Origin of the sequence: Pseudomonas sp. p21 (genome assembly GCF_001642705.1) — a bacterium.
Classification (GTDB): Bacteria; Pseudomonadota; Gammaproteobacteria; order Pseudomonadales; family Pseudomonadaceae; genus Aquipseudomonas.
On the sequence record NZ_LWBV01000006.1, the window covers coordinates 399,799 to 413,560 of the forward strand.

The 13,762-nt window shown below is 64.0% G+C and carries 18 protein-coding genes; 6 read left to right on the forward strand and 12 right to left on the reverse strand.

Going from position 1 to position 13,762, the window contains the following annotated elements; translation table 11 throughout:
* Positions 1–123 precede the first annotated feature (123 nt).
* From A4C63_RS19185 to A4C63_RS19200, 4 genes are all read left to right on the forward strand, one after another.
* A complete protein-coding gene (locus A4C63_RS19185; RefSeq protein WP_063914065.1) occupies positions 124–1,158 on the forward strand; it encodes an acyltransferase in 1,035 nt (344 codons plus the stop codon).
* A 58-nt stretch (positions 1,159–1,216) separates the two neighbouring features.
* Positions 1,217–1,801, forward strand: coding sequence for a Fe-S biogenesis protein NfuA (nfuA, locus tag A4C63_RS19190; RefSeq protein WP_003250416.1), 585 nt, complete (start codon positions 1,217–1,219; stop codon positions 1,799–1,801).
* Between the two features lie 237 nt (positions 1,802–2,038).
* Positions 2,039–2,647: an SCO family protein gene (locus A4C63_RS19195; protein WP_063914066.1), complete on the forward strand. Its 609-nt coding sequence runs from the start codon at positions 2,039–2,041 to the stop codon at positions 2,645–2,647.
* Positions 2,648–3,130: a copper chaperone PCu(A)C gene (locus tag A4C63_RS19200; protein ID WP_063914067.1), complete on the forward strand. Its 483-nt coding sequence runs from the start codon at positions 2,648–2,650 to the stop codon at positions 3,128–3,130. It abuts the gene before it with no gap.
* 55 nt (positions 3,131–3,185) lie between these two features.
* Here A4C63_RS19200 and A4C63_RS19205 read toward each other — a convergent pair whose 3' ends face one another.
* The 8 genes from A4C63_RS19205 to A4C63_RS19240 all read right to left on the reverse strand — a co-directional run bounded on the left by A4C63_RS19205 (position 3,186) and on the right by A4C63_RS19240 (position 8,943).
* Positions 3,186–3,413 (reverse strand): hypothetical protein, encoded by a 228-nt coding sequence (locus A4C63_RS19205; protein ID WP_003250422.1) that lies wholly within the window; start codon positions 3,411–3,413, stop codon positions 3,186–3,188.
* A 72-nt stretch (positions 3,414–3,485) separates the two neighbouring features.
* Positions 3,486–4,319 carry an AraC family transcriptional regulator gene (locus tag A4C63_RS19210; protein ID WP_063914068.1) on the reverse strand — a complete coding sequence of 278 codons (834 nt, stop codon included), beginning with the start codon at positions 4,317–4,319 and terminating at the stop codon, positions 3,486–3,488.
* Entirely contained in the window at positions 4,316–4,630 is a 315-nt protein-coding gene (locus tag A4C63_RS19215) for an AzlD domain-containing protein (protein ID WP_063914069.1), read from the reverse strand. The genes A4C63_RS19210 and A4C63_RS19215 overlap by 4 nt, the downstream gene beginning before the upstream one ends.
* Positions 4,627–5,319, reverse strand: a complete 693-nt coding sequence (locus A4C63_RS19220) for an AzlC family ABC transporter permease (RefSeq protein ID WP_063914089.1) — start codon at positions 5,317–5,319, stop codon at positions 4,627–4,629. Before A4C63_RS19220 ends, A4C63_RS19215 begins: the two co-directional genes overlap by 4 nt.
* A 246-nt stretch (positions 5,320–5,565) precedes the next feature.
* Positions 5,566–6,261: a sel1 repeat family protein gene (locus A4C63_RS19225; RefSeq protein ID WP_063914070.1), complete on the reverse strand. Its 696-nt coding sequence runs from the start codon at positions 6,259–6,261 to the stop codon at positions 5,566–5,568.
* A 141-nt stretch (positions 6,262–6,402) separates the two neighbouring features.
* Positions 6,403–7,485 (reverse strand): hypothetical protein, encoded by a 1,083-nt coding sequence (locus A4C63_RS19230; protein ID WP_063914071.1) that lies wholly within the window; start codon positions 7,483–7,485, stop codon positions 6,403–6,405.
* 40 nt (positions 7,486–7,525) lie between these two features.
* Positions 7,526–8,152: a LysE family translocator gene (locus A4C63_RS19235; protein ID WP_063914072.1), complete on the reverse strand. Its 627-nt coding sequence runs from the start codon at positions 8,150–8,152 to the stop codon at positions 7,526–7,528.
* Between the two features lie 2 nt (positions 8,153–8,154).
* Positions 8,155–8,943: a YqcI/YcgG family protein gene (locus A4C63_RS19240; RefSeq protein ID WP_063914073.1), complete on the reverse strand. Its 789-nt coding sequence runs from the start codon at positions 8,941–8,943 to the stop codon at positions 8,155–8,157.
* A 160-nt stretch (positions 8,944–9,103) separates the two neighbouring features.
* Between A4C63_RS19240 and A4C63_RS19245 the strand changes: the two genes are divergently transcribed.
* Positions 9,104–10,024, forward strand: a complete 921-nt coding sequence (locus A4C63_RS19245) for a LysR substrate-binding domain-containing protein (RefSeq protein WP_063914074.1) — start codon at positions 9,104–9,106, stop codon at positions 10,022–10,024.
* On the opposite strand, the gene A4C63_RS19250 is transcribed toward A4C63_RS19245, so the two are convergent.
* Positions 10,005–10,901 carry a LysR family transcriptional regulator gene (locus tag A4C63_RS19250; protein WP_063914075.1) on the reverse strand — a complete coding sequence of 299 codons (897 nt, stop codon included), beginning with the start codon at positions 10,899–10,901 and terminating at the stop codon, positions 10,005–10,007. The genes A4C63_RS19245 and A4C63_RS19250 overlap by 20 nt on opposite strands.
* Positions 10,902–11,018: 117 nt before the next feature.
* On the opposite strand from A4C63_RS19250, the gene A4C63_RS19255 reads away from it, so the two are divergent.
* Entirely contained in the window at positions 11,019–12,209 is a 1,191-nt protein-coding gene (locus A4C63_RS19255) for an MFS transporter (RefSeq protein WP_063914076.1), read from the forward strand.
* Between the two features lie 427 nt (positions 12,210–12,636).
* Here A4C63_RS19255 and A4C63_RS19260 read toward each other — a convergent pair whose 3' ends face one another.
* The 3 genes from A4C63_RS19260 to A4C63_RS19270 all read right to left on the reverse strand — a co-directional run.
* On the reverse strand, positions 12,637–12,909 hold the full coding sequence (locus A4C63_RS19260) for a DUF3077 domain-containing protein (RefSeq protein WP_025339381.1): 273 nt from the start codon (positions 12,907–12,909) through the stop codon (positions 12,637–12,639).
* 4 nt (positions 12,910–12,913) lie between these two features.
* Positions 12,914–13,177 carry a hypothetical protein gene (locus A4C63_RS19265; protein ID WP_063914077.1) on the reverse strand — a complete coding sequence of 88 codons (264 nt, stop codon included), beginning with the start codon at positions 13,175–13,177 and terminating at the stop codon, positions 12,914–12,916.
* Positions 13,178–13,496: 319 nt separating this feature from the next.
* On the reverse strand, positions 13,497–13,762 hold a 266-nt coding region (locus A4C63_RS19270; protein WP_156510892.1), incomplete at its 5' end, for an RHS repeat domain-containing protein.

Sequence of the window (13,762 nt, forward strand, 5' to 3'; positions counted from 1 at the left end):
ATGGCACCACTCTCGAGGTCAGCGCTAACCCTGTGGGAGCGGGTTTACCCGCGAACGAGCGCGTAGCGCTCGCCCCTGCATCCGAGCCTGGGCCTCAATGCACCGGCAATCGCAGGGTACTCCATGCTGTATTCGCTTCAGGCACTGCGGGCGTTCGCCGCCTGGGTGGTGGTCTGCCACCATTTCATGCAGATCTTCTTCGACTTCCATGCCACCGGCCCCATCGGCCAACTGCTCACCGACCGCGGCGCCGCAGGCGTCGATATCTTCTTCGTCATCAGCGGGCTGGTCATCTACCTGTCGACCTGCGACAAAGCCATCGAGCCCCGCCAGTTCCTGCTCAACCGGGCACTGCGTATCGTCCCGGCCTACTGGTTCTACACGGCGCTGATGGCAACCCTGCTGCTGGCCTTCAGCCAGTGGCTGCCGCACCAGGCATTCACCTGGCACCACCTGCTGTTGTCGCTGCTGTTCATCCCGGCGGAAAACCCTGGTGGCTACGGCTTGTACCCGACCCTGAACGTGGGCTGGACGTTGAACTTCGAGATGTTCTTCTACCTGCTGTTCGGCCTGGCTTTACTGGTGCGCCAGCGTCATCAGCAGCTACTGGTCACCGCCGCACTGTTGCTGGCCAGCGAGGTACTGGGCCGGCTGGGCGTGCTCAGCCGCTTCTACAGCAACGACATCATCTACGAGTTCCTGCTCGGCATCGGCCTGGGCGTGCTGCACCGTCGCGGGCTGATTCGCCATGGCCGCTGGCTGCCGTTGGCGTTGCTGGCGGTGGCAGGCCTGGCCATCTACCACCTGGACGCTTCCCGACGCCTGTTGCACTGGGGCGTGCCGAGCGCAATGATCGTGCTGGCCTTCGTCGCCCTGGAGCCGCTGCTGCGCGGCAACCGGCTGCTCAAGGCGCTGGGCGACTGTTCGTATTCGGTGTACCTGGTCCATGTGCTGGTGCTGTATGTCGGCTGGTTCGCCAGCCAGCGCCTGCAGCTGAACCCCTACCTGGTGTTCGCCCTGTGCGTGCCGTCCATTGGACTAATGTCGTGGTTCAGCTACCAGTGGCTGGAGCGCGACCTGTACCGGCGCATGCAGGCCTGGCTGGCGGCGCCACGGGGGCAGCCCCCTGAATATGCGCTTTCCCGAGTCAAATACTAGGACTTTGTTCGAAGGCCGGGTTGGCGTACACTTGGCCGCAAGTCTGTGAGGAACCTACATGAGCGCTATAACCATTACCGACGCCGCCCATGACTACCTGGCCGATCTGCTCTCCAAGCAGAATACGCCTGGCATCGGCATTCGCATTTTCATCACCCAGCCGGGCACCCAGTACGCCGAAACCTGCATCGCCTACTGCAAGCCGGGCGAAGAGAAGCCTGACGACACCGCCGTGGGTCTGAAGAGCTTCACCGCTTACCTGGACGCGGTCAGCGTGCCGTTCCTGGAAGACGCACTGGTCGACTACGCCACCGACCGCATGGGTGGCCAGCTGACCATCAAGGCGCCGAATGCCAAGGTGCCGATGGTCAACGAAGACAGCCCGATCAACGAGCGCATCAACTATTACCTGCAGACCGAGATCAACCCTGGCCTGGCCAGCCACGGCGGTCAGGTGAGCCTGGTGGATGTGGTCGACGACGGCATTGCCGTGCTGCAGTTCGGTGGTGGTTGCCAGGGTTGCGGCCAGGCTGACGTGACCCTGAAAGAAGGTATCGAGCGCACCCTGCTCGAGCGTATTCCCGAGCTGAAGGGCGTGCGTGACGTGACCGACCACAGCCAGAAAGAGAACGCCTACTACTGATGTAGAGGCACGCGCGGTCTGTTGTGTGTGGGAGCGGCCGCGCAACCTGGTCAGGCCTTAGCAACAAAGAGTTACTGTTTCAACCCCTGCGACAACAGGCCGCAGCCCGTATTCAAAGGGCTGCAGCCGATCCTCGCCTTCGTCGGGTAGAACCCCTCGGGGTGTCGTGCCAGAATGCCCCGGTTTTTCGACCGGCCCGTCCCGAGGGCCGGCACCTTCCCTGTAAAGGATGGTTTCATGAATGATCTGTATACCCGGCGCGCAGTTGTCGCCGGGATGGGCGTTCTCGGGCTTGGCCTGCTGGCAGGCTGCAGCCCGGCCCGGGGGCTCGAGTTCAAGCACGGCAAGAACATGAGCAACGAAATCCTTGGGCGCAAGTTCAGCCTCAAGGACACCCAAGGCAATGTGCGCACCCTGTCGAGTTTCTACGGCAGCATGCCGATGATCTTCTTCGGTTTCACCCAGTGCCCGGCGGTGTGCCCGACTACCCTGGCGCGCGCGGCGCAAATCCGCCAGCTGCTGCGCGGCCGCGATCGCGACCTGTTCCAGGTGGTGCTGATTACCCTGGACCCGGAGCGCGACACCCCCGAAGTGCTCGATGCCTACGTCAAGGCGTTCGACCCGTCGTTCACCGCGCTGACCGGCACCCCCGAGGAGATCGCTGCGGTGGCCAAGGAATTCAAGGTGTTCTACGAGAAAGTCCCGGCCGGTGATACCTATACCGTCTCTCACTCGTCCACCAGCTACGTCTACGATACGCGTGGCACCCTGCGCCTGAGCCTGGGCCATTCCCTGACTGCAAAGGAATGCGCCGAAGACCTGGTCACCCTGATGGAGATCTGCTGAATGTCGATGCAACCGATCAAGCACGGCCTGGCTGCCCTGGTCCTGATGGGCCTGGCGCTGCCGGCCCTGGCCCAGACCACCGTGAGCGATGCCTGGGTCCGTGCGACTGTACCGCACCAGCAGTCCACCGGTGCCTTCATGATCCTGACCGCCAGCAGCGACAGCAAACTGGTGGCCGTGGCTTCGCCCGTGGCCAAGACTGTGCAGGTGCACGAGATGACCATGAACGGCGACGTGATGGGCATGCGTGAGGTCAAGGCGGTCGAGTTGCCAGCCGGCAAGGCTGTGACCCTCGACCCGAATAGCCTGCATGTGATGCTGATGGGCCTGAACAACCAGGTGAAGGAAGGCGACAAAGTGCCGCTGACCCTGACCATCGAGGATGCCAAGGGGGCCAAGGAAACCCTGGACGTGCAGGCCGACGTGCGTGCGCTCAACGCCGAGGCGGGCGGTGGGCATGATCACATGCACATGAAGCACTGACAGGCTGAACCCTTCAGGGCGCTTTGCGCCCTGTGGGAGCGGGCCCATATTTCAATCAGCTGCGAAACCTGGGCAGCGGCCTGTCGAGGGTCAGCGAGGTCAAGGTCTTGCGGACCTGGGCCTCGTCGGCCTCCAGGGCCTTGAGACTTGCGCGGATCTTGCCGGCGGCGGGCACGTCGCCCTGCCGGTCGATCCAGTCGGCTATCTCCTTGCAGGCACTGCTCAGGCAGGCCTGGCGCTGGTTCATCAGCGACAGGAGGGTGGTGAGCTCTCTTTCAGACATGGCAGGATCCTCCATTCAGCCATGTCAGTGTAGCAGTGGCTGGCCGGCCTGCTTGAGGCCGGCTGTCGCAGTTCAGCCCTGCAGGCAGGCGCTGCGATAGGCCCCTGGCGTCACCCCGTAGGCCTGCTTGAACTGCCGGCTCAAATGGCTCTGGTCGGCAAAGCCCAGGTCGAACGCCACCTCCGAGGCTACCCAGCCACGCTTGAGCATTTCCCGCGCACGGGCCAGGCGCCGCTGCTTCAACCAGGCATGCGGCGGCAGGCCGGTGGCCTGGCGGAATACCCGGGCGAAATGGAACGGCGACAGGTTGACCGCCGCCGCCAGGGCTTCGAGCGAGGGCGGGTCGGCCAGCTGGCTTTCCAGCAGCTCGCGGGCGCGGGCAACGGCCAGCGGTTCGTGGCCGGGGGCCGCAGGTTCGGCGCATTGCCCGTGTCGTTGCACCAGGGCCAGTACCGCCTGGCGCCAGGCGGTCTGTTGCTGCAGGGCACTGGCGCCGGCTTCGGACAGCTGGTGCAGCTGGCTGAAGGCCAAGGCCAGGGCCGGGTCGTGAATCACGCTGTCCTTGAAGCTGGGCATGCCGTGGCGGCCAAGTTCCAGTTCGTCGAGCACACCGGTTACCCGCTCATGCTCCGGGTAGAAACCACGGTAGCGCCAGCCCGCTTCATGGGCTGTTGCGCCGGTGTGCAGCTCGTCGGGGTTGATCAGCACCATGCTGCCGACCGGCGCCAGGTGCTCGCTACCGCGATGCCAGAAGCGCTGGGCACCGGACTCGATCACGGTGAATACAAAGCCTTCGTGTACATGCGGGGCAAAGCGCTGCTGAAAGTAGCGCGCGTGCAGCATCTCGACGTCGCCCAGGGCCGGCGCCTGCCAGAGGTGTGTCTGCTCGCGCAGGGGTGTGGTCATGCCAGCCAGCTGCGCAGGAGGAAGAAGATCAACATGCTCACCAGCATGCTCAGCAACACGCTGCGGGTCAACAGCACCAGGGCGATGGCCACCAGCGAACCTAGCAGGTAGGGGTTGAGCAGGTTCAGGTTGAGTTGGTGCTCGGGCATGAAGATGATCGGGCCACAGATGGCGGTGAGCATGCCCGGTACGGCAAAGCCCAGGAACTGCCGGGCGTTGGAGCTCAGGCGCAAGGGCAGGCGCGGTTCCAGGAACGCATAGCGGTTGAGGAACACGATGGCGCCCATGGCAAAAATCAGGATCCAGGTCATGCGCGGGCTCCGGCAAATTTCTGGCAGATGAAGCCGGCGCTCATGCCCAGCAGGCCTGCGGCCACCAGGGCGGTTTCCCAGTGCCAGTAGCTGAACAGCACCGAACAGAACAGCGACACGGCTACGCACACCACTGTGGCCAGGTTGCGCACCAGCGGGGCGATCAGCGCGACGAAGGTGGCGACGATGGAAAAGTCCAGGCCGAACTGGTCCAGGTGTGGAATGTTCTGGCCTAGCAGGATGCCGGCCAGGGTAAACAGGTTCCAGGCGACATAGAAGGTCAGGCCCACCCCCAGGGCGTACCAGCGGTTGAACTGCTGCTGGTCGTACTGGCTGGTCAGGGCGAAGAACTCGTCGGTCAGCAGGAAGCCCAGGCCCAGCCGCCAGCGCAGCGGCTGGCTGGACAGTACCGGGCGCATCGACAGGCCGTACAGCAGGTGCTGTGAGGTCAGCAGCAGGGTGGTCAGCAGGATCGACGCCAGGTTGGCGCCGCCCTTGAGCATGCCGATGGCCACTAGTTGCGCGGCACCGGCGAAGACAATGGCCGAAAGCCCTTGCCCCTCCCAGGCGCTGAGGTTGGCCTCGATGGCCATGGAGCCGGCCAGCAGGCCCCAGGGGGCGACGGCCAGGGACAACGGGAGAATGGCGATGGCGCCGTGGAGGAGGGCTTGGCGGGCGATGTGGGGCATGGTGGCTGCAGTGCTTGTACGTGGCAGGCCAGCATGCCAGACGGGGCGAGGGATGGCTTGAACGATCTTGCTGGTCTCCACCTTGCGGGGCAACTGTCTTGCTCAAAATTTCAAGGTATACGCGGTCACTGTGGGAGCGGGCTTGCCCGCGAACACGGGCGAAGCCCGTGCCATGCACCGCGTTGGATTCTTCGCGGTTAAAGCCGCTCCCACAGGGTACGCAGGATTGCCTGCAACTGGTGATGGTCAGGGATGGCTGGTCAGGTGCTGCTGCGCCGTCACGCAGCCGTTGGTATCTACGGCTTTCTGCAGCAGGCTCTGGCGGTGCTGCGGGTCGAGGTCGCCGAGCAGGCGGTATACCTCGGCCTGGTAGTCACGCTGGCGCCCCCATTGCATTTCCAGGCCCTGTGGCCGGCTGCGGTTGCAGGCCAGGCGCGTTGCCGGTTGCGGGTAGTAGGGGGCATACACGGTGGCCATGTTGGGGATGGCCTCCAGCGCAGTACGGTACTCGCTGCTGACGTTGTAGGGCGGGCACCAGGTGGCGATGGCCGGCGCCGGTGCGGCAAAGCCCTGTTTGAGGCTGGCTTCGAGCAGCGGGCAGGCGGCATCCGGGATTTGCGCGGCGGGCAGGTAGGTCATGTAGTACAACGCCAGGCGGTACTGTGCAACCGGGTGGCCCAGCGCCACGGACTTTTTCAGCAAGGCGACCGCTGTCGGCAGGGTGTGAGCCATGGCCTGGCCCTGGCGGCTGAGCTCCGGGTCGCCGCCCACGGCCGTGCGCAGCGTGCTGGCGCTGTCGTCCTGGCTGTCGGCCTGCTCCAGCAGGGGCAAGGCCTGGCGGTAGAGCAGGTCGGCATGGGGGTCGATGCGCACTTCCAGCGCGTGCGCGGCCAGCGGCATCAGAGCGAGCAGCAGCGGGGGCAGGCGAAGCATGCAGCTCACAGGCAAGCCTCACAGGGTGCCAGGCACTGATGATGGATGGCTTCGATGTTCATGGCGGTCAAGCGTGCGCCTCGGGCAGATCGGAACGACGGCATATTCTAGCCACCCAATGGGCCTGGCCGGAAGACCACCCGGCAACTGTCAGACGAGCTTGATCGGCGTGACCTTGCGCTGGGCATGTTTTTCCTGGGCAAGGCCAAGCTTGGCGGTAATGACTTTGGCCAGGGCATTGTTGCCCAGGTCGTTCAGGTGCAGGCGGTCGATGAACAGGTCGGCGCCGAAAACCGGCGAGCTGCTGAGCATGCAGTTCATGTCGTAGCAGGGGACCGGGTCGGCCTGGCTCTTGATTCGGCGGAAGAAGGCCGAGTGCAATTGGCTGTCGAACGCGCCGTCCAGCAGCCGGTCGAAATTCGCCGGTTGCCGCTGCAGCGCGTCCAGCATGGCCTGCTCGCCAGCGGGCAGGCTATCCCGACACCAGGGTAGCAACGGCTGCAGGATGAAGGTAAGGGTGGAGTGGCTGTCTGCCAGCAGTCGATCCCATTGGCGCAAGGTCCGGCCAATGTTGTCGGCGGCACGGGCCAGGCGCTTTTCCGGGGGCGACAGCGGCCAGGTGGCAGGCGTTGCGACCGGGGGCGCGGCCAAGGCCTGGCCGATACGCTGCCACAGCGATTGCCGGCGCGGCGCCGCCGTGGGCTGCATGCCTTCGCTGAAACTGTTGAGAAAGTCCTGGTAGGCCCTGGCGTGCTGCGGGTCGTTCAGGCTGGCGAGGACTTCGCAAAGGGCTTCATGGGCCAGGCTGTTGAGGCCGCTGAGCACCACCACATGGCCGAGCTGGCCAAGGCGGTGCTGATGGGTCAGGAACATCAGCAGCTCCTGGCTGGCATTGAGCCCGCAGCCGGCCAAGCTCAGCCAGACTTCGCCGGTGAGCATCGACAGGTGCGAGGCCACGGTGTGTTCGTCGGAGCTGGCGCCGATGCCCAGGGCGGTGGAACCGCCGACCAGCAGGTTGATGCGCGCGGCACCTCCGCGCTCGGCCGCCGAAAAGCGCTTGCCGGCGCAGTAGCTGTAGCGCAGGCCCAGGGCATCGGTGTTGATGGTGCCGGATCGGTAGCCGGTTTCGTGCACATGCACGGTGTGCGGTGCACGCCGGCTGCCCAGCAGCAGAAAGCGCTGGTAGTCCTGTTGCAACGGCGAAGGCGGCGGGCTCGTATCACTCGCGGTCATGGTCTCTCCCTCATGTTGCAGCGGGCACATTGCATCACAATCAGGCCGCCAGTTCCTTGAGGTTGTACAGCAGGCCACCGATGGCGATCAGCAGCAGGGCGACGCCCGAGGCCAGGCTGATCATGCGGTTGCTGCGTTGCGAGGCGATCTTGCCGATGGCGAAGATGTAAAGGCTGAGCACAGCAAAATCGATGGCCACCCACAGCAGCGAAAGCACCACCATGCTCTTGCCGAACGACTCGGTGATCTGGATGAACTGCGGGAAGAAGGCGATGAAGAAGATGATGTCCTTCGGGTTGGAAATGCCCACCATGAAGCCTTGCAACAGCCCGCTACGCTCTGGCTTGGTGAGTTCGCCCGGCGCCTCGGCTGCAGGCGCCTGCAGGGCGTCCCTCAGGGTGCCCACGGCGGTGTAGCCGATGAACAGGCAGCCGAGCAGGCTCATGGCGCTGAGCCAGGCCTTGTCGATGGCGGCGCTGGTGAGGATGATCCAGGCCGCGGCGCCGATCAGCACCAGTGACGCCCAGTTGGTGCCGATGGCGGTGAACATGGCTCTGCGCGAGCCGGAGGCGGCTGCGGTATTGATGATAAGTGCCACTACCGGGCCGGGTGTGGCGATCAGTAGCAGGACGGTAAGAGCATAGGTGGCAGTGAGTGCGGTATTCACGGTCAGTTCTCGATCAGTATTTCAGGTGTTGCCGGGTGTACGGCATGGGCGTGGAACGGGCAGCGGGACGGGTTGAGCGACCCGGCCTCCTGCAGTTGGTATTGCTTCCACTCGTAATTGTCGGCATCGCCGAAAAAGCCAAGGGTGTCGGGCATGACACCGTCGTTGTAATGGCGCACGCGCTCGCGGATACGTTCACGGATACGTTTGCCACTTTCGGTGCTGGCGTTGGCCACTTCGTCGAAGTTCGCCCGCGGGTTGATGACGAAGGTGATGTGTGGCCCCAGGTTGCGGCTTTTCATCTGGTTGTGGCCGGGGAAATTCATGTTGATGAACAGCGGCATGCCGGCAAAGCAGAACGACCAGGTGCTGTCGTCGGGGTCGGTCGGGATGCCCTGCGGCCAGGGCTGCGGGTCGCGCGCATGTACGCCACGCAACACCTTCCAGGCCAGTGCCTGTTGCTCGGCGAGGGTGTAGTCGGCGGCGGTTTCGAGAAACACCACCAGCGGGCTGCCGATACGCTGCTTGGGTTGGATTGGAGCGACGGTGCGCACATAGTCGGCCAGGCCCAGGGCGATGTCATCGGCCAGCTGCCCGGCGCGGGCGAAGAGGATGTGGCAGGTTGCGCCGTTTACTGCCTTGCGGCCGAACAGGCAGGGGAATTCGGGGTTGGCGAGGGTGCTGCGAAAATGTTCTACGGCGTTGTAGGTCCAGTGTCGCGTGTTCCCGACATGTTCGGCGGCCAGCTCTAGCGCATCCAGGCGATAGCAAGTTCCATAACCCGTAAGCATGATTTCCCCAGGCGTTAATTTAGATGAACGTTCCAGTCACATGCAGGCAGGATCTTGGTTATGTTTGTTATTTACCTGCATTTTCCAAGACGCCCTTGACGTTGTAAAACGCGTGGAACTATGACCTACTATTAGTCTTACTCATGCTTGGGGCTTCGCCATGTCGGAAAGGATTCAGGCTTTGCACGCGCTGCGTGCCTTCGAGGTGGCCTCTCGCTATGGCTCGTTTACCCGTGCCGCGGAAGAGCTGGCCCTGACCCAGGGCGCCGTCAGTCACCACATCAAGACCCTCGAAGCCATGTTCGGCTGCGACCTGTTCGAACGCCGCGGGCCGAAACTGGCCCTGACCGAGCACGGTCGCTTGCTGGCGCAGGAACTCAAGGTTGGCTTCAAGATCATCGAAAATGCCTGCGCCCTGCTGCGCCAGGACCGCTACGGCCTGCGTCTGAAGGCGCCGTCCACGCTCACCGTGCGCTGGCTGCTGCGGGCGCTGGATGCGTTCAAGAAGGTCGAGGACAACTGCAGCGTGCAGCTGTCCAGCGTGTGGATGGACATCGACAGCGTGGACTTCTATTCCGAGCCCTACGACTGTGCAATCCTCCTGGCCAACGGGCGTTTTCCCGCCGATATCGAGAGTTTCAAGCTGTTCGATGAATGGCTGATCCCGGTGTGCCACCCGGACTACATGACCCAGGCACAACCGGCCCTGGCCGACCTGGCCCAGTGCGAGTTCCTGCACCCGTCCCCCGACCGGCGTGACTGGCGGCGCTGGTTGGCTCGCATGGACGCGCTGGACATCAGTATCGACCACGGGCAAGTGTTCGATACCCTCGACCAGGGCATCTCGGCCGCCCAGCAAGGCCTGGGTATTTCGGTGGTCGACCTGGTGCTGGCCAGTGCCGACCTGGCGGCCGGGCGCCTGGTCACGCCGTTCAAGCATGCGGTGGCTACGGGTGACGGCTATTACATGACCTGGCTCAAGGCCAGCCCCAAGGCGCGGCAGATGCACAAGCTCCGCGAATTCCTGCTTGGCCAGGTGCCGCCGCTGGCCTGCAAGGACATCAATTACCTGTACGGTTGAACACGCGCTCGAGCATGAAGTCGATGAACACCCGCAATTTCGGCGGCATCTGCCGCCCGGACGGCCATAGCAGGTAGAAGCTACCGCGCCGCTCCATGAAGTCGTCGAGCACGCTGACCAGCGCGCCGCTGGCCAGTTCGCGGCGTACGGTGAAGTCTGGCAGGCAGGTGATGCCGCGGTGGTTGACGGCAAAGCAGACGCGCGTCTCGACATGGTTGCAGACCATCGAGATGGGGATGTCGTAGCCCTGCTCGGGGTGCTCCTGGCGCAGCGGCCAGGTTTCCAGCTTGCCATTGCTGGGGAAGCGGTAATGCAGGCAGGTATGCGCCGCCAGGTCGCGCGGGTGCAGCGGCGTGCCGCGTTCACGCAGGTACTCGGGCGAAGCCACCAGGCAGTGCTGGAAGTGCCCCAGGAACTTGGCGTTGAGCCGCGAGTCCACCGGCTGCCCACCCCGCATCACCACATCGAAGCCTTCGCCGACGATATCCACCATGCGGTCGGAAAAATCCAGGTCCAACTCCACCTGCGGGTACCGCGCCATGAATTCGGCCAGTGCCGGCATCACCAGCCCGGTGACCTGCGGCATGCTCACCCGCAGGCGACCGCTCGGGGTCGCGCTGGCTTGGGAGAGCGCCTGCTCGGTGGCCTCGATTTCGGCCAGGATGCGCCGGCTGCGCTCGAGGAACAACGTGCCTTCGGCGGTGAGGGTGATGCTGCGCGTGCTGCGGTGGAACAGGCGCACCCCCAGGCGGGCTTCGAGGCGCGCCACGCGTTTGCCCACGGCCGAGGCACTGATGCCCAGCGACTGGGCGGCAGCGACGAAACTGCGGGTTTCGGCCACTCGGTTGAAGACCACGAAGCCGCTGAGGCTGTCCATGCCGTATTCCTGATTGCGGACATTGATGTCCTGGGTGAACGGTATTGTAACTGCCTTTTTCCGTAATGGCCTCGGCTTGCAGACTGTCCGCCTCGTTTCCCATTCAAGGCATCTGCAATGTCCCAGACATCCTCCGCACCGCTGCTGGCCGCCAGCAGCGAACGCTTGCCCCTCAGTGGGCTGCTGGCGCTGGCCATGACCGGCTTTATCGCCATCCTCAGCGAAACCCTGCCGGCCGGCCTGCTCGACCAGATCGCCGATGGCATGCACATCAGCCAAGCCATGGCCGGGCAATGGGTCACGGCGTATGCCCTGGGCTCGTTGCTGACCGCCATCCCGTTGGTGACCCTGACCCAGGGCTGGTACCGCCGCCGCGCGCTGTTGCTGGCGATCGTCGGTTTCGTGCTGTTCAACGGGCTGACCGCCTTGTCGACTTCCAACACCGTGACCCTGGTACTGCGTTTTTTCACTGGCGCCGCGGCCGGGCTGGCCTGGGGGTTGATTGCCGGCCATGCGCGGCGCATGGTGCCGGTGGCGTTGCAGGGCCGGGCCATGGCCGTGGCGATGCTCGGCCAGCCCATCGCCTTGTCGCTCGGGCTGCCGATCGCCACCTGGCTGGGGGCGGGGCTGGGGTGGCGGGCCACGTTCGTGGTGGTCACGGTGGTGGCGCTGCTGCTGGTGGCCTGGGTACTTCGGTCGGTGCCGGACTACCCCGGGCACGCCGCCGGCAAGCGCCCTGCGGCCCTGCAGGTGTTGCGCACGCCGGGGGTGGTGATCGTGCTGTTGGTGATCCTCAGCTGGATCCTTGGCCACAATGTGCTCTACACCTACATCGTGCCGCTGCTGGCGGCGGCCGGCATGGCTGCCGACATCGGCCTGGTACTGATGGTGTTCGGCCTTGCGGCCCTGGCCGGGATTGGCCTGGTGGGGCTGCTGGTCGACCGTTATCTGCGTTCCCTGGTGCTGCTGAGCCTGGCCGGTTTCGCCCTGGCGACGCTGGTGTTGGGGCAGGCGTCGTCGTGGGCGATGTACCTGAGCATCGCCTTGTGGGGCGTGACCTACGGCGGTGCGCCAACCCTGCTGCAGACCGCCTGCGCCGATGCGGCGGGCGAGGGTGGTGATGTGGCGCAATCGATGCTGGTAACGGTGTGGAACAGCGCCATCGCCCTGGGCGGGATCATTGGCGGGTTGTTGCTGAGCGGGGCGGGGGTGGAGTGGTTTGGTGGGGTGGTGCTGGGGTTGATCGCGCTGGCCTGGCTGCTGGCCTGGGCCGGGCGGCGCAGTGGGTTCGTGGCGGGAGCCCGCTAGACGGGCAGTACCTGTTACGGCCCTATCGCTGGCAAGCAAGCTCTCATAGAACAACACATAACTCATTGATTTAGCAGGGCTCTGTGGGAGCGGGCGTGCCCGCGAACACCGGCGAAGCCGGTGCCATCCACCGCGCCGCCTGCTTCGCGGGCACGCCCGCTCCCACAAGGGAAGGTGACACGCTCTCGAACATTGTTCCCTGTGCGACAGCGCAGCCCAAAGGGCTGGGCAATCTCCCACAGGAGCTGCGCCGGCCTGAGCGGTCTTGTGTCGCAAAAGGGCTGCGAAGCAGCCCTAGGCCTCCAGTGCGGACGCACAAATTGCTGGGGCTGTTTTGCAGTCCTTTCGCGACACAGGGCCGCTCCAAAAGCCCGCGCATGGCCAGGAAATTGATGCAAGGCAGTTGCCTTCACATAATCCCCGAGCTTCAGCGCAGGGTATTCTTGGTCAGCTCAACCTCGTTCATCAAGGCCTTGGCCAGTGCCGTGAGGTAATCGGCGGCGCCCAGGAACTTGTGGTCGTCCTCCATATCGCCTTCGCGCAGCAGGTGCTTGATATAGCTCAGCAGGATCGACACCTGCTCGTAGGCATCATCGATCGGAATGCCGGGCTGCACCCGCAGCAGATTGATCGGCGGGTTGCCGACCTCAAGGAAGGTCTCGGCGCCGATGGTGAGGATGACTTTGGGTTCGTCTGTCATGTCGTCACTCCTCTTCCTTTTCCTTTGCGCCGAACAGCCACGCATGCGAATGCGCTACCAGCGAGTGGGCGATTTCAGTGGCGTGCAAGGCATTGCACAGGCCGGGCTCGCCAGCGTGGGTGCGGCAGTGTTCGTCGAGGGTATCGATAACGCCGCGCAGTAGTTCGATGATGTGGGCGAGGGCGTGGGGAGGGTAGATGTCGGATTTGACGGTGAAGAATGGGGTGTTGATGGGACGGCGTGGTGAATTGGGGACGATCTTTTTCATTGTGTAATTCCAGCTTCTTAGCACAAAGGAACTACCACCCGAATCTTTCTCATGGATTTGAGGGTGGCAGCCGTACGCGGGTGTGAGAAAGCCGAGAAGAAGCTAGCAAAGACCCGGCCAGGCGAAAGCCCGCCCACGTACGGCCACCATAGAGGTGCTGCTAGCTTATCTGTCGGGTTCTCATGCCCGGTCACCGAAGCGACCCGGAAACGTTATCCGTGAGGTGTTTCCCCGACAACAGCGATAGTTCGGCAGCGCGCGTAGGATAATTCCTAAGCGGGTTCATTCTGAAGCATTTGGTTTCATGTTCAGAAATGTCCTACGGAGGCTGCGCGGTCCTCTTGGAGCGGGCTTGTGTCGCGATCGGGCCGCAACGCGGCCCCAGCAAGTTGCCGCGCTCATCGTAGTAACTCGTCAGCTGGCCATCAGGGTTATAGGCCAACTTCTTCTCACCGCCGTTGGCGTCGGTGATGGCGATAGGCAGGTTGTCGCTGTTGTAGGTGTAGAGGGTCTGGTTCTCCAGTGGGTCCTGGGTTTGGATGATGTTGGCGCGCTGGTCGTAATCGTACTTCCACAGGCCACCCT

What these genes read in the sequence shown, in the direction of transcription:
- A4C63_RS19185 (WP_063914065.1), top strand. Translation starts at nt 124, where the DNA reads ATGCTGTATTCGCTTCAGGCACTGCGGGCGTTCGCCGCCTGGGTGGTG.
- nfuA (WP_003250416.1), top strand. Translation starts at nt 1,217, where the DNA reads ATGAGCGCTATAACCATTACCGACGCCGCCCATGACTACCTGGCCGAT.
- A4C63_RS19195 (WP_063914066.1), top strand. Translation starts at nt 2,039, where the DNA reads ATGAATGATCTGTATACCCGGCGCGCAGTTGTCGCCGGGATGGGCGTT.
- A4C63_RS19200 (WP_063914067.1), top strand. Translation starts at nt 2,648, where the DNA reads ATGTCGATGCAACCGATCAAGCACGGCCTGGCTGCCCTGGTCCTGATG.
- A4C63_RS19205 (WP_003250422.1), bottom strand. Translation starts at nt 3,413, where the DNA reads ATGTCTGAAAGAGAGCTCACCACCCTCCTGTCGCTGATGAACCAGCGC.
- A4C63_RS19210 (WP_063914068.1), bottom strand. Translation starts at nt 4,319, where the DNA reads ATGACCACACCCCTGCGCGAGCAGACACACCTCTGGCAGGCGCCGGCC.
- A4C63_RS19215 (WP_063914069.1), bottom strand. Translation starts at nt 4,630, where the DNA reads ATGACCTGGATCCTGATTTTTGCCATGGGCGCCATCGTGTTCCTCAAC.
- A4C63_RS19220 (WP_063914089.1), bottom strand. Translation starts at nt 5,319, where the DNA reads ATGCCCCACATCGCCCGCCAAGCCCTCCTCCACGGCGCCATCGCCATT.
- A4C63_RS19230 (WP_063914071.1), bottom strand. Translation starts at nt 7,485, where the DNA reads ATGACCGCGAGTGATACGAGCCCGCCGCCTTCGCCGTTGCAACAGGAC.
- A4C63_RS19240 (WP_063914073.1), bottom strand. Translation starts at nt 8,943, where the DNA reads ATGCTTACGGGTTATGGAACTTGCTATCGCCTGGATGCGCTAGAGCTG.
- A4C63_RS19245 (WP_063914074.1), top strand. Translation starts at nt 9,104, where the DNA reads ATGTCGGAAAGGATTCAGGCTTTGCACGCGCTGCGTGCCTTCGAGGTG.
- A4C63_RS19250 (WP_063914075.1), bottom strand. Translation starts at nt 10,901, where the DNA reads ATGGACAGCCTCAGCGGCTTCGTGGTCTTCAACCGAGTGGCCGAAACC.
- A4C63_RS19255 (WP_063914076.1), top strand. Translation starts at nt 11,019, where the DNA reads ATGTCCCAGACATCCTCCGCACCGCTGCTGGCCGCCAGCAGCGAACGC.
- A4C63_RS19260 (WP_025339381.1), bottom strand. Translation starts at nt 12,909, where the DNA reads ATGACAGACGAACCCAAAGTCATCCTCACCATCGGCGCCGAGACCTTC.
- A4C63_RS19265 (WP_063914077.1), bottom strand. Translation starts at nt 13,177, where the DNA reads ATGAAAAAGATCGTCCCCAATTCACCACGCCGTCCCATCAACACCCCA.